The 16,195-nt window shown below is 69.8% G+C and carries 11 protein-coding genes and 1 tRNA gene; 4 read left to right on the forward strand and 8 right to left on the reverse strand.

What is annotated here, in order from left to right; genetic code table 11:
• Positions 1 to 26: 26 nt before the first annotated feature.
• Positions 27 to 6,056 (reverse strand): GH92 family glycosyl hydrolase, encoded by a 6,030-nt coding sequence (locus tag AKH00_RS14775; RefSeq protein WP_082297659.1) that lies wholly within the window; start codon positions 6,054 to 6,056, stop codon positions 27 to 29.
• A 162-nt stretch (positions 6,057 to 6,218) separates the two neighbouring features.
• Here AKH00_RS14775 and AKH00_RS14780 point away from each other — a divergent pair, with 162 nt between their 5' ends.
• Positions 6,219 to 7,229, forward strand: coding sequence for a LacI family DNA-binding transcriptional regulator (locus AKH00_RS14780; protein WP_050723526.1), 1,011 nt, complete (start codon positions 6,219 to 6,221; stop codon positions 7,227 to 7,229).
• Positions 7,230 to 7,428: 199 nt separating this feature from the next.
• On the opposite strand, the gene AKH00_RS14785 is transcribed toward AKH00_RS14780, so the two are convergent.
• Positions 7,429 to 8,157 (reverse strand): gamma-glutamyl-gamma-aminobutyrate hydrolase family protein, encoded by a 729-nt coding sequence (locus tag AKH00_RS14785; protein WP_050723527.1) that lies wholly within the window; start codon positions 8,155 to 8,157, stop codon positions 7,429 to 7,431.
• 120 nt (positions 8,158 to 8,277) lie between these two features.
• Here AKH00_RS14785 and AKH00_RS14790 point away from each other — a divergent pair, with 120 nt between their 5' ends.
• Positions 8,278 to 9,189 carry a LysR family transcriptional regulator gene (locus AKH00_RS14790; RefSeq protein ID WP_050723528.1) on the forward strand — a complete coding sequence of 304 codons (912 nt, stop codon included), beginning with the start codon at positions 8,278 to 8,280 and terminating at the stop codon, positions 9,187 to 9,189.
• A 21-nt stretch (positions 9,190 to 9,210) separates the two neighbouring features.
• On the opposite strand, the gene AKH00_RS14795 is transcribed toward AKH00_RS14790, so the two are convergent.
• On the reverse strand, positions 9,211 to 9,492 hold the full coding sequence (locus AKH00_RS14795; RefSeq protein WP_050723529.1) for a hypothetical protein: 282 nt from the start codon (positions 9,490 to 9,492) through the stop codon (positions 9,211 to 9,213).
• Positions 9,493 to 9,729: 237 nt separating this feature from the next.
• The gene (gene ilvD / locus AKH00_RS14800) at positions 9,730 to 11,634 is read right to left on the reverse strand and encodes a dihydroxy-acid dehydratase (protein ID WP_050723530.1); all 1,905 of its coding nucleotides are present in this window, start codon (positions 11,632 to 11,634) and stop codon (positions 9,730 to 9,732) included.
• A gap of 76 nt (positions 11,635 to 11,710) precedes the next feature.
• Here ilvD and AKH00_RS14805 point away from each other — a divergent pair, with 76 nt between their 5' ends.
• Positions 11,711 to 12,535, forward strand: coding sequence for a helix-turn-helix transcriptional regulator (locus AKH00_RS14805; protein ID WP_050723647.1), 825 nt, complete (start codon positions 11,711 to 11,713; stop codon positions 12,533 to 12,535).
• A 145-nt stretch (positions 12,536 to 12,680) separates the two neighbouring features.
• On the forward strand, positions 12,681 to 13,166 hold the full coding sequence (locus AKH00_RS14810) for a DUF3253 domain-containing protein (protein ID WP_050723648.1): 486 nt from the start codon (positions 12,681 to 12,683) through the stop codon (positions 13,164 to 13,166).
• Between the two features lie 71 nt (positions 13,167 to 13,237).
• Here the strand turns inward: AKH00_RS14810 and AKH00_RS14815 are convergent.
• The 4 genes from AKH00_RS14815 to AKH00_RS14830 all read right to left on the reverse strand — a co-directional run bounded on the left by AKH00_RS14815 (position 13,238) and on the right by AKH00_RS14830 (position 16,023).
• Positions 13,238 to 13,307, reverse strand: a tRNA-Ser gene (locus AKH00_RS14815).
• A 174-nt stretch (positions 13,308 to 13,481) separates the two neighbouring features.
• On the reverse strand, positions 13,482 to 14,150 hold the full coding sequence (locus tag AKH00_RS14820; protein ID WP_161804404.1) for an HNH endonuclease: 669 nt from the start codon (positions 14,148 to 14,150) through the stop codon (positions 13,482 to 13,484).
• Between the two features lie 26 nt (positions 14,151 to 14,176).
• Positions 14,177 to 15,058 carry an NgoMIV family type II restriction endonuclease gene (locus tag AKH00_RS14825; RefSeq protein ID WP_050723532.1) on the reverse strand — a complete coding sequence of 294 codons (882 nt, stop codon included), beginning with the start codon at positions 15,056 to 15,058 and terminating at the stop codon, positions 14,177 to 14,179.
• Positions 15,055 to 16,023, reverse strand: a complete 969-nt coding sequence (locus AKH00_RS14830) for a DNA cytosine methyltransferase (protein WP_050723533.1) — start codon at positions 16,021 to 16,023, stop codon at positions 15,055 to 15,057. Before AKH00_RS14830 ends, AKH00_RS14825 begins: the two co-directional genes overlap by 4 nt.
• Positions 16,024 to 16,195 lie beyond the last annotated feature (172 nt).

Consider the following 16,195-nt stretch of genomic DNA (forward strand, 5'->3'; position numbering starts at 1 on the left):
GAAGGGGCGGATCAGGATGCCGCGGCTCAGGCCTCCGTGCGGATCGTCCGGCGGCGCCGGACGAGCAGCACACCACCCGCCGCGAGCAGGCCCAGCATCAGCACGATCAGCCCGATCGGCGCGGCGCCACCCGTCCCGGCCAGCCCGTCACCGGTCGCCGCCGCGGCGGTGACCGTGAGAGCTCCCTGGGCGCTGAGCCCGGATGTCGTGCCCTCGACCACCAGCGTGTGCTGACCGACCGGGGCGTTCGCGGGGATCGTGACGACCGTGCGGAACGCTCCGCTGCCGTCGGCCTTGACCTCACCCAGGCGGATCGGATCGGAGAACAGCGTGATGGTGATGAGCTCACCGGCCGCGAAGCCGCGACCCGAGATCTCGATCGATCCGCCCTGCACGACCACCGACACTCCGAGCACTAGCTCGGCCTGCAGCACCGGCGTGCTGCGCACGTCGATCGTCAGCGGGGCCGACGTCGACGGACGGAACGCGTCCGGATCCGAGGGCACGAACCGCGCCGTGTAGGTGTGCGCGCCCGAGGTCGGGATCGTGACGTCTGCCGTCGCGATCCCGGCGGAGACGTTCGCCGAGCCGACGACGACCTCGCCCTCGAGGAACTCCACCTGTCCGGCAGCGCCCGCGGGCTTGACCGTCGCGATCAGGGCGATCGCCTCTCCTGCCACGGGGTCGTCCGATCCGGCCGAGAGAGTGACCGAGGTGTTCTTCGGTGCCGTCGGGTCGCCGACGATCAGGAGCGAGGCGCGGGCCTCGACCTTCGAGACGACGCCGAGTGCCACGATCGGGTGATCGCCGTCCACGGCGCCCGCGGGGACCGTGACGTCTCCGCTGATCGTGCCGTCGTCCTCCGCGGTCACGACCACCGGCTGCTCGGCGTCGATGCGGATCGCGACGCTCTCGCCCGGGGCGAAGCCCTCACCCGTGATCGTCACCGTCTCACCGGGGGCCGCCTGCGCGGGTGCCTGGATCGTCGGCTCGTACACCGGCACCGGGTCGGCGACCGCGATGGTCAGCTGCGTCGCGGCCGACTTCACACCGTCATCCGCCGTGACCGTCACGGTGTACGCGCCGGCCTTCGCGTACGTGTGGGTGCCGGCGACGGCGCCGTCCTCCACGTCGACCGCGGAGACGGGTGATCCGTCGCCCCAGTTGACGACCGCGGTGGTCTCGCCCATCCCGCCGACGACCGTCGCGAGGGTGGCGTCGAACTCCTCGCCGGTGACCTGTTCGCCGACCGCGCCGGGGGTGAGGGCCAGATCCACGGCCGCCGCCCGATCGCCGTCCGAGGCGATAGCGAAGACGTGCACGCGTCCGTCGTTCAGCGAACCGGACTCCTTCGGCATCGTGAGCGACTCGACGACCTTCGGCTTCCCCTCGCCGTCCAGCGCGAGGGTGATCGGAGCCGTGGCGTAGATCGCCGTGTTCTTGACGCTCGACTCCGCTCCGGTGCCGGAGAGTCGGCCCTCCGAGATCGTGAGCACCGTGTTGCCCTTGTAGGGAGTGCCGGATGCTCCGACCCAGTCGCCGAAGCTGATCGTCACGGTCTGGGTGCTGCCGTCGGTGAAGTGCAGCACGGCATCCGAGTCTCGGTTGCTCTCGGTGGCCGTGCCGATGAACGACAACTGCGTCGCGCCGGCGCCCAGCGACACCTTGACGGTCTGTCCCTCGCCCGTGATGTTGTCGGGCGCGCCGGCCGGGATGGCAGGCAGGTCATAGGTCAGCGTCGTGCCGGGCACGGTCAGGGTCTGCCCCTGCACGAAACCGTCGGCGTTGACCTTGTCGCGGAAGTAGCCGTGCCCCTGCGAGTCGCAGTTCGCCGCGGTCACCCCGAGATCGCCGATGCAGACGTTGTTGAACGAACCGATCAGGGTCTCGTCGCGGAACACCTCGATCGTGGCGGCGGCCTGAGCCGCCGCACCGCTCGAGTCCCGCACCGTGACGACCGCCGAGTACGTGCCGGGAGCCGTGAAGGTGTGCGGGGCGCTCACCTTCCAGCCGCCCAGCTCGTCGCGGGTGAGGGCGACGTCCGCCGCCTCGCCGCCGTCGCCGTAGTCGACCGTGACCTCGTAGCCCGCGGCCTCCGTCTCGGTGCCGACGATCGTGGCGAGAGAGCCCGTGAACTCCGTGCCGACGGCCACGCGCTGCGGCGCACCGGCGGCGATCGAGAGTCCGTCGGCCGCCGAGGCCGAGGCGAACAGCTCCACCTCGGACAGCGCGAGCGGGGCACCGGCGCTCTTCAGGCTGAGCTTGACGCTCGTGTAACCGCCCGCTCCCTGCGCCGTGAACGGCCGGGTCTGCGAGTCCCACGTGAACGTCTCGCCCTCACGGCTGTCGAACTCGGTCCAGGTCGTGCCGTCCATCGATCCGGACAGCGTCCAGCTCGACGGAGCCGCGGCTTTCGACGCGCTCGTGAGCGTGTACTGCCCGATCGACACCGGGCCGGACTGCGAGGTCCAGACCAGCTCGGCCGAGTCGCCGGCGAACGTGACGGTCGAGTTCATGTTGTCGTCCACGAGCGAGCCGACGGGGGTGCCGCCGGCGGCGGCGAGCGCGCCACGACCGGGCTTGGTCGCGTCCACGAGTGTGGTCGGGACCTCGAGCTCCTCACCCAGGTCCTTCGCTCCCCACGTCGAGGGCGTCTCGCTCATCGTGAAGTCGATCGTTCCGCCGGCGCGCACCAGGTCGCCGTCGAAGGTCGTCTCGTCGACCGCGGTGCCGTTGATGCTGACGCCGGCGACGTAGTCGCGACCCTCCGACGCTCCGGGGGCGTTGATGACGAGGTCGGTGTCGCCGATCGACAGCGTCGCACTGTCGAACAGCGGCGTGCCGATCGTGTAGTCGCCCGAACCCACCTCGAGCGGGTAGAAGCCGAGGGCCGAGAAGACGTACCAGGCCGAGAACTCGCCGTTGTCCTCGTCGCCCGGGTAGCCCTGGCCGATGTCGGAGCCCACGAAGAGGCGGTCCTGGATGTCGCGGATCAGCGCCTGCGCTCCCGAGGGGTCGCCGGCCTCGGCCAGCACGTACGGGATGTGGTGCGCGATCTGGTTCGACATGCCCAGCATCCCGAGCCGCACGTCCCGAGCCTCCCGAGCCTCGTGGATGCCGGAGTAGTCGGCCTTCTCCCGGACGGTGAGGAAGTCGTGCATGACGTCGAGCAGCTCCTGGCGCCCGCCGTAGAGGGCCGCGAGGCCGTCGACGTCGTGCGGAGCGTGGAACCCGAAGGTCCAGGCGCTCGCCTCAGTGAAGGCACCGCCCCACGCCTTCTTGTCGAACTCGGCGCCCGACGTCCAGGAGCCGTCGGCGTTGCGCGAGGTGAAGGTGCCGGCTGCGGGGTTGAACATCTCGACGTAGTGCTCGGCACGCGCCTCGAAGTAGGTCGCCTCCTCCTTCAGCTGCTCGACGCGGTCGGCCGGGGTGTTCGGGTCCTCGGAGAGCTTCTTCGCCATCTCGGCGATGCCGAAGTCGTTGATGTAGCCCTCGAGCCCCCAGGAGGCGCTCTCGTGCGTCGTGGCTTCGGTGTACCCGAGGAAGATCGACTGGGCGAGGCCCTTACGACCGACGGCGTTGGATGCCGGGAGCACGGTCGCGTTCTTGACGGCCGCGTCATACGCCTCGAGCGCGGTGTCGGTGTCGAGCGCCCCGGCGAGGTACGCGTCGGCGAAGGCGACGTCGGAGCTGGTGCCGGTCATGAGGTCGGCGTACCCGGGGGAGGACCACCGGGCGACCCATCCGCCGTCGCGGTACTGCTGCACGAAGCCGTCGACGAGCTCTTCGGTCACGTCCGGGTAGAGCAGGGAGTACAGCGGCCACGCCGTGCGGTAGGTGTCCCAGAACCCGTTGTTCACGTAGACCTTGCCGTCGACGATCTTCGCGTTCGTGCGGGTGTCGCTCGCGGCGCCGGTGGTCGCGGAGACGGGGCTCGCGTACTGGTAGACGGGGTTGTCCTCAGAGCCCGTGTTCTCGAACTGCGAGTTCGGGTAGAGGTTCAGCCGGTACAGGCTCGAGTAGAGCGTGACGAGCTGCGTGTCGGTCGCGCCCTTGACGTCGTGGACGACGCCGAGCCGCTCGTTCCAGGCCTCGCGGACCGCGGCGTGCGCATCCTCGAACGAGACGCCCTGCAGCTCGAAGTCGTGGTTCTTCTTCGCCTGGTCCTGCGAGATGAACGACGACGACAGTCGCAGCTCGACGGTCTTGTCGCCGCTCGTGTCGAAGGCCGCGTAGCGCGCGGTGCCGTTGCGGTCGCCCTGCGTGGTCGCGCCCGCGGTGAGGGGGGCCTGGTCGAACGTGCCGTAGACGAACATGCGCGTGCGTCCCGGCCAGCCGGAGCCGCCGTCGACCCAGCCCGAAACCGTCTCGCCGCTGATCTGCAGCTTGGAGGAGTTCACGAGCTGGTCGACGAGGATCGAGCTCGTGTCGCCTGTGAACTCGAAGCGGTAGATCGCGCCGTGGTCGGTGGCGGTCACCGACGTCTGGATGCCGTTGTCGAACTCGACGCTGTAGATGTCGGGCCGCGCGGTCTCGTTCTCGTGGTGGAACGCGAGCTTGCGGTCGTTGAGCGACGAGGTGGGGTTGCCGTTCGCGGCCGGGAGCACGGCGATCTGGTTGCGGTCGCCCATCCAGATGCTCGGCTGGTGCGAGAATCCGATGCCGTTCAGCGCGGGGAGGTTCTGCGCGTTGTTGGCCCGCTGGTACTGGTAGATCGTGCCGACGTTGTCGGCGTTCGTCATCGGGGTGATGAAGTTGAAGCCGTTCGGCCAGGCGGTCGCCGGCAGGTTGTTGCCGCGCGAGAATCCGCCGGTGGAGTTCGTGCCGCGGCGCGTGTCGACGTACGACACGAGGCCGTCGGTGGTGTCGAGCTGCGCAGCTGCGCCGATCTCGACGTCGTCGAGCCAGCCGCTGAAGGCTGTGGCTGCGGTGGGCGTCTCGATGCCCTTCACATCGGATCCGGGGTGGTCGTAGGTGAAGAGGATGTCGCTCACGGTACGGCCGGCGAAGGCACCGAGGTCGACGGTGACCTTGTTCCACTGGTTCGGCCAGAGGACGTTGGCCTGGCCCTGCTGGCGGGCGTTCGCGCCGTAGCCGTAGGAGTCGACCGCGCCGCTCGTGGAAAGTCGCGTGCCGTCGTCGAAGGTGAGGTCGACCGCGACGAAGGTGGCCGCGTACGTCTGCTCGCCGTCGAGCACGGGGAAGACGAGGTACGAGAGCTCGCTGTCGTCAGCGACGTCGACCGCGACGTCGTCGTACAGCACCGTGGTCGAGGAGGCGGGGCCTGCGTCGAGGTGGCGGCCGACATACTGCAGGGCCTTGGTGCCGGTGAAGCCGACCCCGGTCTTCGCCGTGTCCGAGCTGGTCGGACCGCTGCCGATCTGCAGCATGAGGTCGGCGGGCTCGGGCGTCGCGCCCTCGACGGCGATGGGCTCCCATCCGGCGAGCTGCACGATGTTCTTGCTGGGGGTGCGCGTGGCGAGCACCTCCAGGCGGTAGTAGAGGTACTCGGCGCTGGGGTCTGCGAGCGTGAACGACCGCGTCTGCCCCCGGCCGGTGAAGAGCTCGCCGCTGCGCTCGTCGACGGTCACCCAGTCCGTGCCGTCGTTCGAACCCTGGATGCGGAAGTCCTTGGGGTCGCGATCGGGCTCGTCGTTGCCGGAGGTGAGTGTGTAGCTGCTCATGGGCTGCGCCTCGGCGAGCTGGTACTGCAGCCAGCCCGTGTTCGCGAAGGCGAGCCACTTGGTCGCGGCGTTGCCGTCGGCCGCGAAGGCGGCGGCCTCGCCGGGGGTGTTCTGGGCGGATGCCGTCACGGCCGTCACTCCTCCGAGCACGCTTCCCGGTGCGAAGCGGCTGCCCGTGACGTTGATCGCATCTCCGGTGCCGGTGAGCACGGGGGCGGCGTCGGCGGTCTCGAAGGACGAGGCGAAGGCGGTGACGCCGGCGGCGGTCGCCGACATCGGCGTCAGCATGGCCAGGCCCACGGTCACCGCGACCCCGGCGGCTGCCCAGGATCGTCGGGTGGATCGTGCGTTCCTCGGGGTGGGGACCCTCATGGTCGTTCCTCTCACTCCACTGCGTCGTGGTGGTCTGGGTTATGACATCGCTGTCATATGCTGAGGACGCTACCACAGGGGTGTCGCCGCGGGGAAGGACGGATCACGAAGACGCACCCGTCATAATGGGCTATCCGCCCGCGAGGGCCACGAAGGGGATCCATGTCTCGACCAGAAGTCGGCGCCACCACAGCGCGCCCCACGCTCGCCCAGGTCGCCGCCCGCGCCGGCGTGAGCCTCAAGACGGCGTCGCGGGCTCTCGGTGGAGAGTCCTATGTGAGCGAGAAGACCCTCGCGAGCGTTCTCGAGGCCGCGGCCGCGCTCGACTACCAGCGCAACGCCGCGGCGAGCCTGCTCGCGAGCGGACGCCTCGCCGACTCGATCGGCCTCATCACGGGCGACGTCACCAACCCCTTCTACTCCGCCCTCGCACAGGCCATCGAGGACGAGATCCGCCCCCGGGGCATGCACCTCTCCGTCGCGAACTCCCGAGAGTCCGCGGAGCACGAGCAGCTCGTCGCCCGCGATCTCGCGGATCGACAGACCACCGCCGTCATCACGGTGTCGGCCATGACGGACCACAGCGGCTACGCACAGCTCCAGGCCCGCGGCATCCCCGTCGTGTTCGTCGACCGTCCGGCCGAGAACCTCGCCGCCGATTCGGCGGTCTTCGACAACCTCGAGGGCGGACGCCTCGCCGCGCGGCATCTGATCGACGCCGGGCACCGCCGCATCGCGTTCATCGGCGACTACGCCTGGCTGCCCACCTACCGACAGCGCCTCGCCGGCATGGGGGAGGTGCTCGACGAGGTCGACTCCGACTGGCGCGACCTGCTGCGCACGGACGCGCACGACGTGGCCTCCTCGCGGACCTGCATGCGGGGTCTGCTCGCCCTCGACGCACCGCCCACGGCCGTGGTGGCCGGGAACAACCGCATCCTGCTCGGCGTGATGGAAGAGGTCGCGGGAAAAGCGCATGCTCCCGCCGTGATCGGCTTCGACGACCCGGAATGGGCGCGGGTGCTGGGCGTCAGCGTCGTCTCGGGCGACGTCGAGGCCCTCGGTCGCCAGGCCGCGCGCCTCGCGGTCGCGCGCCTCGGCGATCGCACCCGCCCCGTCGAGACGGTCACGGTGCCCATGCGCCTGATCGCCCGTCGATCGACGACCGGCTGATCCCAGACCCTCCGCGCCGTCGACGCCGCCCAGGGCTGCGACGGCCTCCTCGGGCGAAACAAGATCCGCCATCGAGACGGCATGGACCGACGAGATCGCGACCCGCGAGACCACACGCTCCGCGGCGAGCGCCGTCAGGCGCCCGGTCGCCTCCGACTGGCCGCAACCCGCCGCGACGCGCTGCCGCCCCGTGCTCCGATCACGCGCGACGTGAGCTGACCCGCACGAGCTGGTTCTCCCGCGCGGCTCCCCGTCGGTGCACCGCGCGCAGGAGCCCGGTCAGCTGCGCCCGCGCGACGGCCGGGTGCTCGGGATGCCATTGCACCCCGAGGAACGGCAGCGACTCGTGGGCGATGGCCTCGATCACCCCATCGTCGGAGTGCAGCACGGCGTGCAGCCCACGCCCCAGCTCGTCGACCGCCTGATGGTGCATGCACAGCGCAGGGGGCTGCAGTCCGGGAGCGAGCGTCGCGACGCCGGGGACCGCCGTCGCGACGAAGGGGTCAGCCCCGCCACCCCGATGCCCCGACACGTGCTGGCGCAGCGTCCCACCCAGCGCGACGTTCAGCAGCTGATGCCCGCGGCAGATGCCCAGCAGAGGACGGCGCTGGCTCACCGCATCCATGATCACGGCGATCTGCATGCGGTCGGCGCGACGCTCGTAGGGCGTGCGGGTGGGTCGGTGATCGCCCTGTCCGTAGAGGGACGGGTCGATGTCGTCCCCGTCCAACAGCACCACCATATCGGCCTCGCGAGACGCCCGACGCAGGGAGTGCTCGGGGTCGGATGCGGCCGCGTGCAGCGACGCGGTCCATCCCATGTCCTGAACAGCCGAGACCGCTGAGGCGTTGAGCGCATCGAGGAGGCGCTGGTACTCCGCACCCGCGCGGGATCGTCGGGTGCGGACGTGGAACAGCGCGGCGTGCATGAGACCAGACAACCCGCGCGACAACCCCTGGTCAAATACGTTTTTCGCCGCGAATTGATAGCGTTTCGCTCGCAATGCGCCCGTAACGCCGCGGTAATACCGGGCACGTATCGTGCCGTCATGGAACTCCGTCAGCTGCGCTACTTCATGGCGGTCGCCGACGAGCTCCACTTCGGCCGCGCGGCGCAGCGCCTGCACATGTCGCAGCCCCCGCTGAGCGTGCAGGTCGGGCGTTTGGAACGCGAGGTCGGCCTCCCCCTGTTCGAGCGCAGCACCCGCCGGGTGTCACTCACCCCGGCCGGACGTCATCTGCAGGCCCGCGCCCGTCGGATACTCGACGAGGTGGATGCCGTGCGCGCCGAGATGCGCGACTACGTCGACGGTCTCGCCGGACAGCTCACAGCGGGATTCGTGAGCTCGGCGAACTACACCGTGCTCCCCGAGGTCGTGCGTCTGTTCCGGGCCCGCCGCGATCGCGTGAACCTGACTCTTCTACCGCTCACCTCGGGTGAGCAGCTCGACCGGCTGCGCGACGGGTCGATCGACGTCGGGATCGTGCGCGACGAATTCCCGGATGCCGGCTCGTCGCCGTCGCGCCTGCTCACGGAGGTCGTGTTCGAGGAGCGCCTGGTGCTCTGCCTCCCCGTCGGCCACCCGCTCGCCCGACGCGCCGAGGTCTCTGTGTCGGAAGCCGCGTCGGTGCCGATGATCGCCTACCCGCGCGCACTCATGCCCGGATTCGTCGACCGGGTGCGCGAGGTGCTCGGACAGGACGGCGGCGGGGTCCAGATCGTCGAGGAGGTCGCGCATCAGGAGACCGCACTCGGTTTCGTCGCGGCCGGCGTGGGCGGCAGCATCCTGCCCGAGTCCGTGCGCCAGCTCGCGCCGCCCTCGATCGCCGTGGTGCCGCTGGCGGGTTCGCCGACGACGCGGCTGGTGGCGGCACGGCGGATGCGGCCCGACGACGACGCGCTCACCGCGGCCTTCGTCGCCTGTCTGCACGACGCGGCATCCTCCCTCGCACCGCTCTGACATCCGGGGCGCACGAGTTGTTCACACGAGGTCGTAGTACCCCCCGTAGGGGAACTCGAGGTCGCCGGTGTCGCGGGAGTCGTACGCCACGGTCGCGACGCTGATCGTGACGTGCGTGCGCGGCGTGACGAGCACGCTCACCGATCGGTTGCCCACCACGGTCATGTCGACGAACGTGCCGGCCGTCTCCACGGCGTTCTCGATCCGACGGCGCAGGTCCCCCACGTCCTGGTCCTGAGAGAGGAGGAAGCTGGCTCCGTCGATGGTCACCTCAGTTCTGATCATCGTCTTCGCTTCGCTCATGCCCGGCACGGTACGCCGGACGCACCGGGATCGAGAGGGGGTTGCATCCTCGGGGGTCGGATGGCAGGACACGCCCGGCCTCACTTCCTACGAAGCACCTATGGAAGCGCATCCACGAGTCTGGGAATTGCCTGAATCCCTGGTCAGAGTTGTTAACAGATTCATCCACAGGTGTGGATGACTGTATGACCGTTCAGGGATCAGGCCGACGTCGACCTCAGGGGAACCGGCGCGCTCTCAGACCAGGGCGGATGCCGCGCGCAGCTCCTGCTCGCGGAGTGCGCGCTCGACCGCCTCGACATCGCGGACCGCACCGCGGTCTGCCGAGGTCGCCATGGTCGCGTACGAGCGCAGCGCGAGCGACACCGGTCGCTGACGGTCCTTCGGGCGAAAGCCGCCGTTCTCGAGCAGCGCGACACGGCGGCGCTCGAGCTCGGCCTCGTCGACCTGCAGCGTGAGGTCGCGCGTCGGGATGTCGATCGAGATGATGTCGCCGTCCTCGACGAGCGCGATCACGCCGCCGGACGCCGCCTCCGGCGAGACATGCCCGATCGACAGCCCGGAGGTCCCGCCCGAGAAGCGGCCGTCCGTGATGAGGGCGCACACCTTGCCGAGGCCGCGACCCTTGAGGAACGAGGTGGGGTGGAGCATCTCCTGCATACCCGGCCCACCCTTCGGGCCTTCGTAGCGGATCACGACGACGTCACCCGGCTGCACCTTCTTGCCGAGGATCTTCGCGACGGCCTCCTCCTGCGACTCGCACACCACCGCTGGGCCGGAGAACACGAGGATCGACGGGTCTACGCCCGCCGTCTTCACGACCGCGCCGTCGACGGCGATGTTGCCGCGGAGCACCGCGAGCCCGCCGTCGGCCGAGTAGGCGTGCGCGGCGTCGCGGATGCATCCGTTCTCGGCATCCGTGTCGAGCTCGAGCCAGCGCTCGGACTGCGAGAACGCGCTCGACGAGCGCACGCCGCCCGGGGCCGCGTACCAGAGGTCCTCCGCCTCCTCCGAGACGGAGCCGCCGCGGATGTCCCAGGCGTCGAGCCACGAGGCGAGCGACGGGGAGTGGATCGACGAGACGTCGTCGTTGAGGGCGCCGGCGCGGCGCAGCTCGCCGAGGATCGCGGGGATGCCGCCCGCGCGATGCACGTCCTCCATGTAGTACATGCGGCCGTAGGCCGGGTTCGGCGCGATCTTCGCGAGGCAGGGAACGCGACGCGACACGGCGTCGATCTCGTCGAGACCGAACGCGACGCCGGCCTCGTGCGCCGCGGCGAGCAGGTGCAGGATCGTGTTGGTCGATCCGCCCATCGCGATGTCGAGCGCCATGGCGTTCTCGAAGGCGTTGTAGCTCGCGACGGCGCGCGGCAGCACCGAGGCGTCGTCCTCGTCGTAGAAACGCTTGGTGATCTCGACCGCCACCTCGCCCGCCCGCTCGTACAGCGCGCGGCGCGCGGTGTGCGTCGCGAGCACCGAGCCGTTGCCGGGGAGCGCGAGGCCGAGCGCCTCGACCAGGCAGTTCATGGAGTTCGCGGTGAACATGCCCGAGCACGACCCGCACGTCGGACACGCGTTCTCCTCGATGCGCTGGATGTCGGCGTCCGACACCGTGTCGTTCGCGGCCTCGGAGATCGCGTCGACGAGATCGAGGGTGCGGACGCTTCCATCGACGAGCGTCGCCCGCCCGGACTCCATGGGACCACCCGACACGAACACGGTCGGGATGTTGAGACGCAGCGCGGCCATGAGCATGCCGGGCGTGATCTTGTCGCAGTTCGAGATGCACACGAGCGCGTCCGCCTGATGCGCGTTCACCATGTACTCGACCGAGTCCGCGATGAGGTCGCGCGAGGGGAGGGAGTACAGCATCCCGCCGTGGCCCATCGCGATGCCGTCGTCGACCGCGATGGTGTTGAACTCGCGGGGGATGCCGCCGGCCGCGCTGATCGCGTCGGACACGATGCGGCCGACGGGCTGCAGGTGCGTGTGACCGGGGACGAACTCGGTGAAGCTGTTCGCGACCGCGACCATCGGCTTGCCGAAGTCGGCGGCGTTGACGCCCGCGGCGCGGAAGAGGGCGCGGGCGCCGGCGGCGTTGCGGCCGTGGGTCACGGTACGGGAGCGGAGAGGAGTCGGCATCGTTCCACTGTGGCCTCGCGCGCGCGGTGGGGGAAGACGCCGCTGACACTAGTAGTGGGAGTACTAGGTTTGTGTGGTGACCTCGGATGAGCAGAAACGCGCGGAGCTGGGCGCATTCCTGCGTGCGCGTCGCGAGCAGCTCGACCGCGTCACCTACGGCCTCCCGCCGGCCGGGCGCGGCCGCACGGTCGGCCTCCGGCGCGAAGAGGTCTCGTTCCTCTCCGGCGTGAGCGTCACCTGGTACACCTGGCTCGAGCAGGGGCGCGACATCAATCCGTCGCGACAGGTGCTGGATGCCGTCGCCACGGCGCTGCACCTCACGGTGGCCGAGCACGACTACGCGCTCACACTCGCGGGCTTCGCCCCGCAGCGCCCCGGGGGAGGGGAGCCGGTCGAGACCGCGCCCCCGCACGTGCAGCGGTTCCTCGACGCCCTCGACGAGCATCCCGCCTACGCGCTCGCGCCCGACTGGGGCATCGCGGGCTGGAACCGAGCGTACGAACGGCTGTACCCCAACGTCGCCACGACCCCGCCCGAGCAGCGCAACCTGCTGCGCCTGATCTTCACCGACCCCGCGGTGCGCTCACTGCTCGACGACTGGGACGACACCAGCCGCCGGTTCCTCGCCGAGTTCCGCGCCGAGGCCGGACCGCGGCTCGGCGACCCTCGCTACCGCGACCTGATCGGGCGACTGCGCGAGGAGAGCCCGGAGTTCCGTGAGCGCTGGGAGAGCCACGGCGTCGGGGGCTTCGAGTCCCGCGAGCGCGTGTTCCAGCATCCGACCCTCGGGCGTCTCGTGTTCGAGCACCACCAGATGCGGCCGTCGGACCAGACAGACATCCAGCTCGTCGTCTACACCGCGGATGCCGAGACGCGTGAGCGCTTCGCGGCGGGCTACTGAGCCGTTTCGCCGACGCCCCATCTGGTAGCCGACGCCCCTACTGAACGACGTCGCTCAGCCGGGGCGTGGACGCCCAGCAGGGGCGTCGGCATGTGGAGAGGTCAAGCCCCTCGTCGACCCCGCCCACGTGACGCAGACTGCTCGCATGTCTGCTGAGCAGCCCACGCCCACCGACGACGGCCATCATGTCGTGATCGACGGTCGGAAGTGGCGCGCGACCGACCCGTCGATCCCCGAGTCCTTCCGACAGGAGCTCGTCGACGAGCTGATGGCCGCGCGCCGAGCGGTGAAAGCCGGGGAGTCGGATGCCCGCGCACGCGTGAACGATGCGAAGACCGCTCTCGGCGAGCGCGGTCACCCCTGGTGGGAGGAAGCGGTCGGCTCGGGCTTCGACGACCGCATCGCCGCCGCGATCCGCGCCCTCACCCGCAAGCGTGCGGAGTCGTCGATCTGCCCGAGCGACGTGGCGCGCACGATCGGCGGCGACTCATGGCGGGCGCGCATGGACGACGTGCGCCGCGTCACGGGGGAGCTGGCCGATCGGGGCGACGTCGTGGTCACGCAGAAGGGCGAACCCGTGCGTCTCGCGGACGTGAAGGGCCCCGTGCGCATCCGGCGCGCACCGCAGTGAGACCTCGACCGGGGGAGAAACGAGAAGGCCCCGCACAGGGCGGGGCCTTCTCGAACTGTCTCAACACAGTGTGGAGCCTAGGAGATTCGAACTCCTGACATCCTGCTTGCAAAGCAGGGCTACCGCCTCCACCAAGGGCCCGGATTCCCGCAGATTCATGCGGAGCCGGGCCCTCGTTCGTACAACCAGACACAACCCAGATATGGCACGAACAACCCCGTAATGGCACGAATCTGGCACGAACGAGAGGCCCCACGAGCGACCTGCCGTGAGTGGATGCGTCGCCGCGGAGACGCCCGTCAACGGGCCGCGCGGTCAGCCGTGATCGAGCAGGGCGCGCACGTCCTCGGGCGTGATCCACTGGCCCCGATGGCACATGCGATGGCAGTTGGCGCAGAGGAGCGCGAGGTCATCGAGACGGGTCACCGTCGCCCCAGTCACGTGGAGCGGGCGCACGTGGTGAACCTCGACGTAGCCCTCCCCACGCTCCCCATAGGTGAGGCCGAAGTCGAAGCCGCAGACCTCGCATGCGGTGGTGCCGCCAGCGTCCAGCACGGCGCGAATCTTCCGGGTGCGGAGGCCACGGTCACGCTCACGGCGGCGGGCGATGTGCTCCAAGATGCCGCCCTCGCGGGCCTCCGGCTCGTCCTCATCGTCGGTCGCAGGCAGAGTCTCGCCCGCGTCGAGAGCGGCGCGGATCGCCGCCGCGCGCGCCTGCATCTCTGCGGTGGCCGCACGGAATGCGGCAATGACGGGAGCGTCCAGACGCCCGCCCCGCGTGGGCCTGCCCTCGTAGTGCTCGTCAGCGGTGGATAGGTCGTAGGTCTTTCGCTGGATGCTCGACGGGCTCCGGAAGTTCGCGGGGAGTTCTTCCCCGTCGTGGAGTTGGCCGCGTCGTAGGAGCGTGGAGAGGGCCTGGGCCTCGGGTGAGGCGGCGCGCACACCGGTCCACCCGTTCCGGCTCACGAGGTCGGCGGCGAGCACCAACTCGTCATAGACCCAATCGACCATCAGGTGGCGAGGTCGAGGGGGAGGTCAGCGATGTCCTTCAGGCGGTTGCCGCTCACCATCGTGTCGAGCATGGAGATAGCCTCGTCGTTGTCCTCCGCGTGGACGGCCTCGATGAGTTCAGGCAGGGCGAAATGGTACAGGGTGTCGATGTCCCCGGTGCCGAGCGCGAGAGATGCCAGCCGCGATGGTGACGGCTCGGCGGTGACGACGGCGATGTGAGGGAGCCGCCCCTTCCGGTTCCGGATGAGGTTGAGGGACTCCGAGCGCGCATTCTGCGCACGATCCGAGCGAAGGGTCCACTTGCAACTGATGACCGCGTGGAGGATGCCGCGAGGCTGGTTCACTCGGCGGATCGAGGCCAGGCGGGCGACCGACTCATCCACGATGAACTCCTCGGCGTTGATGAGTTCATCCTCCACGGGATGGCGCACGACCACGATGTCCGGGGCGATGACGTAGGCGTTGCCGAGCACCGCGCGGAGTTCCGGGTTCGCACGCACCGCCACGTCGAGGTCCATGAGATGCGCGTACTGGTCGTAGGCCGCGATGTACTCGATGCTCCGACGCCCAGCCACCTTCGTGACCGTCCAGTCTCCCGGCCGGAGCATCCCCAGGCGCGTGAACGTGGCCCGCACGAAGTCGGCGCACGCCGTCTCGAACTCCCCGCCCGATGTCTGCCCGGCGAGGCGCTCCCCGATGGTTTCCACCAGGAGGTCCTGTGCGATCCGGCCCGCGTAGGCGATGCTCGACCGCTGGCTACTGTCCGCGTTGCTCGCCACCCCGCGGTCGTTGACCGTGAGCACCCCACTCGCGAGAAGTGAGGCGTGGAAGTCGCGGCGCGCCTGGGCGAGAAGGGCCTGGCTCTGATCGTCCGCCGTCATGCGGCGACCGACGCGCTCGTGGCGGCTTCGAGCACGCTGGCGATCTGCTCCCCCACAGCCTTCGCGACGGGAGGAGGGAAAGCGTTCCCGACCTGACGGTAGGCGGCAGTCTTGCGGCCGGTGATGTGCCACTCGTCGGGGAACCCCTGGACGCGCGCCGCCATCTGAACGGTGAGGCGCGGCATCCCCTCGAACCCCGGCTCCGGTGCGGTGTCTGCGATGGAGGAGCCGTTCACCCCGAGATTCGCCCACGCCTTGCGGGCTCGCGTCGGGCCGAGGTCGGGTCCGCCGTGCTTCTTCGATCCGCCCACGAGCGTCGGGGCGATCTGGGCGGCACCCTGAGCCCATGCGTCCGCGCCCTCCCAGCCGTTCGAGGCCATGAGGTCGTGGAGGAGACGCCCGACCGTGGGCGCGTCCTCGGGGCGGGGGGTGGGGTAGTCGAACGCGGGGGCGCGGAGGTCCGTGCGCACAGCGACGGCGATCACGCGGGGACGGAGTTGAGCGACGCCGTAGTCCGCGGCCTGGAGGAGCCTCCACTGTGCGGCGTAGCCCATGGAGCGGAGACGGCGGGTGACCTTCGCGCGGTAGTCATCGAACACGGGGTCGAGGAGCCCGCGGACGTTCTCGATCATCACGGCCTTGGGGCGCGTGATCTTCACGAGGTCGAGCATCGCGGGGAACAGGTCGCGTTCATCCGCGGCTCCGAGTTGCTTCCCGGCCTTGGAGAACGGGGGGCATGGGACGCCGCCTGCCACGAGGTCCACGCCCTCGTACTCGTGCGCGTGGTCCTTGATCCACCGGACCACATCACCCTCGACCACGTTCCACTCGGGGCGGTTGGCCCGGAGGGTGTTGCAGGCGTTCGGGTCAATCTCGACGGCGGCGAGATGCTCGAATCCTGCCTGCTCCAGCCCCAGGGCTTGACCGCCAGCGCCCGCGCAAATCTCTACCGACGTGAACGCCATGGCCACCTGCCCTTTCCTCTCTCACGAGATTACCGGGCCCCCTCCGACAGTCGCCTGATCGACATGGTGGGCGAGTCCGAACATCGGTCCGTGGTTCCTGCCTCTTGCAACATCGGCCGGTTTCCCCGTTGGGGGCACATCACGCGGAGATAACGCCTCTTGCATCATGGCC

This window comes from Microbacterium sp. GCS4 (assembly GCF_001262495.1).
GTDB lineage: Bacteria > Actinomycetota > Actinomycetes > Actinomycetales > Microbacteriaceae > Microbacterium.

Coding starts and splice junctions, on each gene's coding strand:
- AKH00_RS14775 (WP_082297659.1), bottom strand. CDS start 6,056: ATGAGGGTCCCCACCCCGAGGAACGCACGATCCACCCGACGATCCTGG.
- AKH00_RS14780 (WP_050723526.1), top strand. CDS start 6,219: ATGTCTCGACCAGAAGTCGGCGCCACCACAGCGCGCCCCACGCTCGCC.
- AKH00_RS14785 (WP_050723527.1), bottom strand. CDS start 8,157: ATGCACGCCGCGCTGTTCCACGTCCGCACCCGACGATCCCGCGCGGGT.
- AKH00_RS14790 (WP_050723528.1), top strand. CDS start 8,278: ATGGAACTCCGTCAGCTGCGCTACTTCATGGCGGTCGCCGACGAGCTC.
- AKH00_RS14795 (WP_050723529.1), bottom strand. CDS start 9,492: ATGAGCGAAGCGAAGACGATGATCAGAACTGAGGTGACCATCGACGGA.
- ilvD (WP_050723530.1), bottom strand. CDS start 11,634: ATGCCGACTCCTCTCCGCTCCCGTACCGTGACCCACGGCCGCAACGCC.
- AKH00_RS14810 (WP_050723648.1), top strand. CDS start 12,681: ATGTCTGCTGAGCAGCCCACGCCCACCGACGACGGCCATCATGTCGTG.
- AKH00_RS14825 (WP_050723532.1), bottom strand. CDS start 15,058: ATGACGGCGGACGATCAGAGCCAGGCCCTTCTCGCCCAGGCGCGCCGC.
- AKH00_RS14830 (WP_050723533.1), bottom strand. CDS start 16,023: ATGGCGTTCACGTCGGTAGAGATTTGCGCGGGCGCTGGCGGTCAAGCC.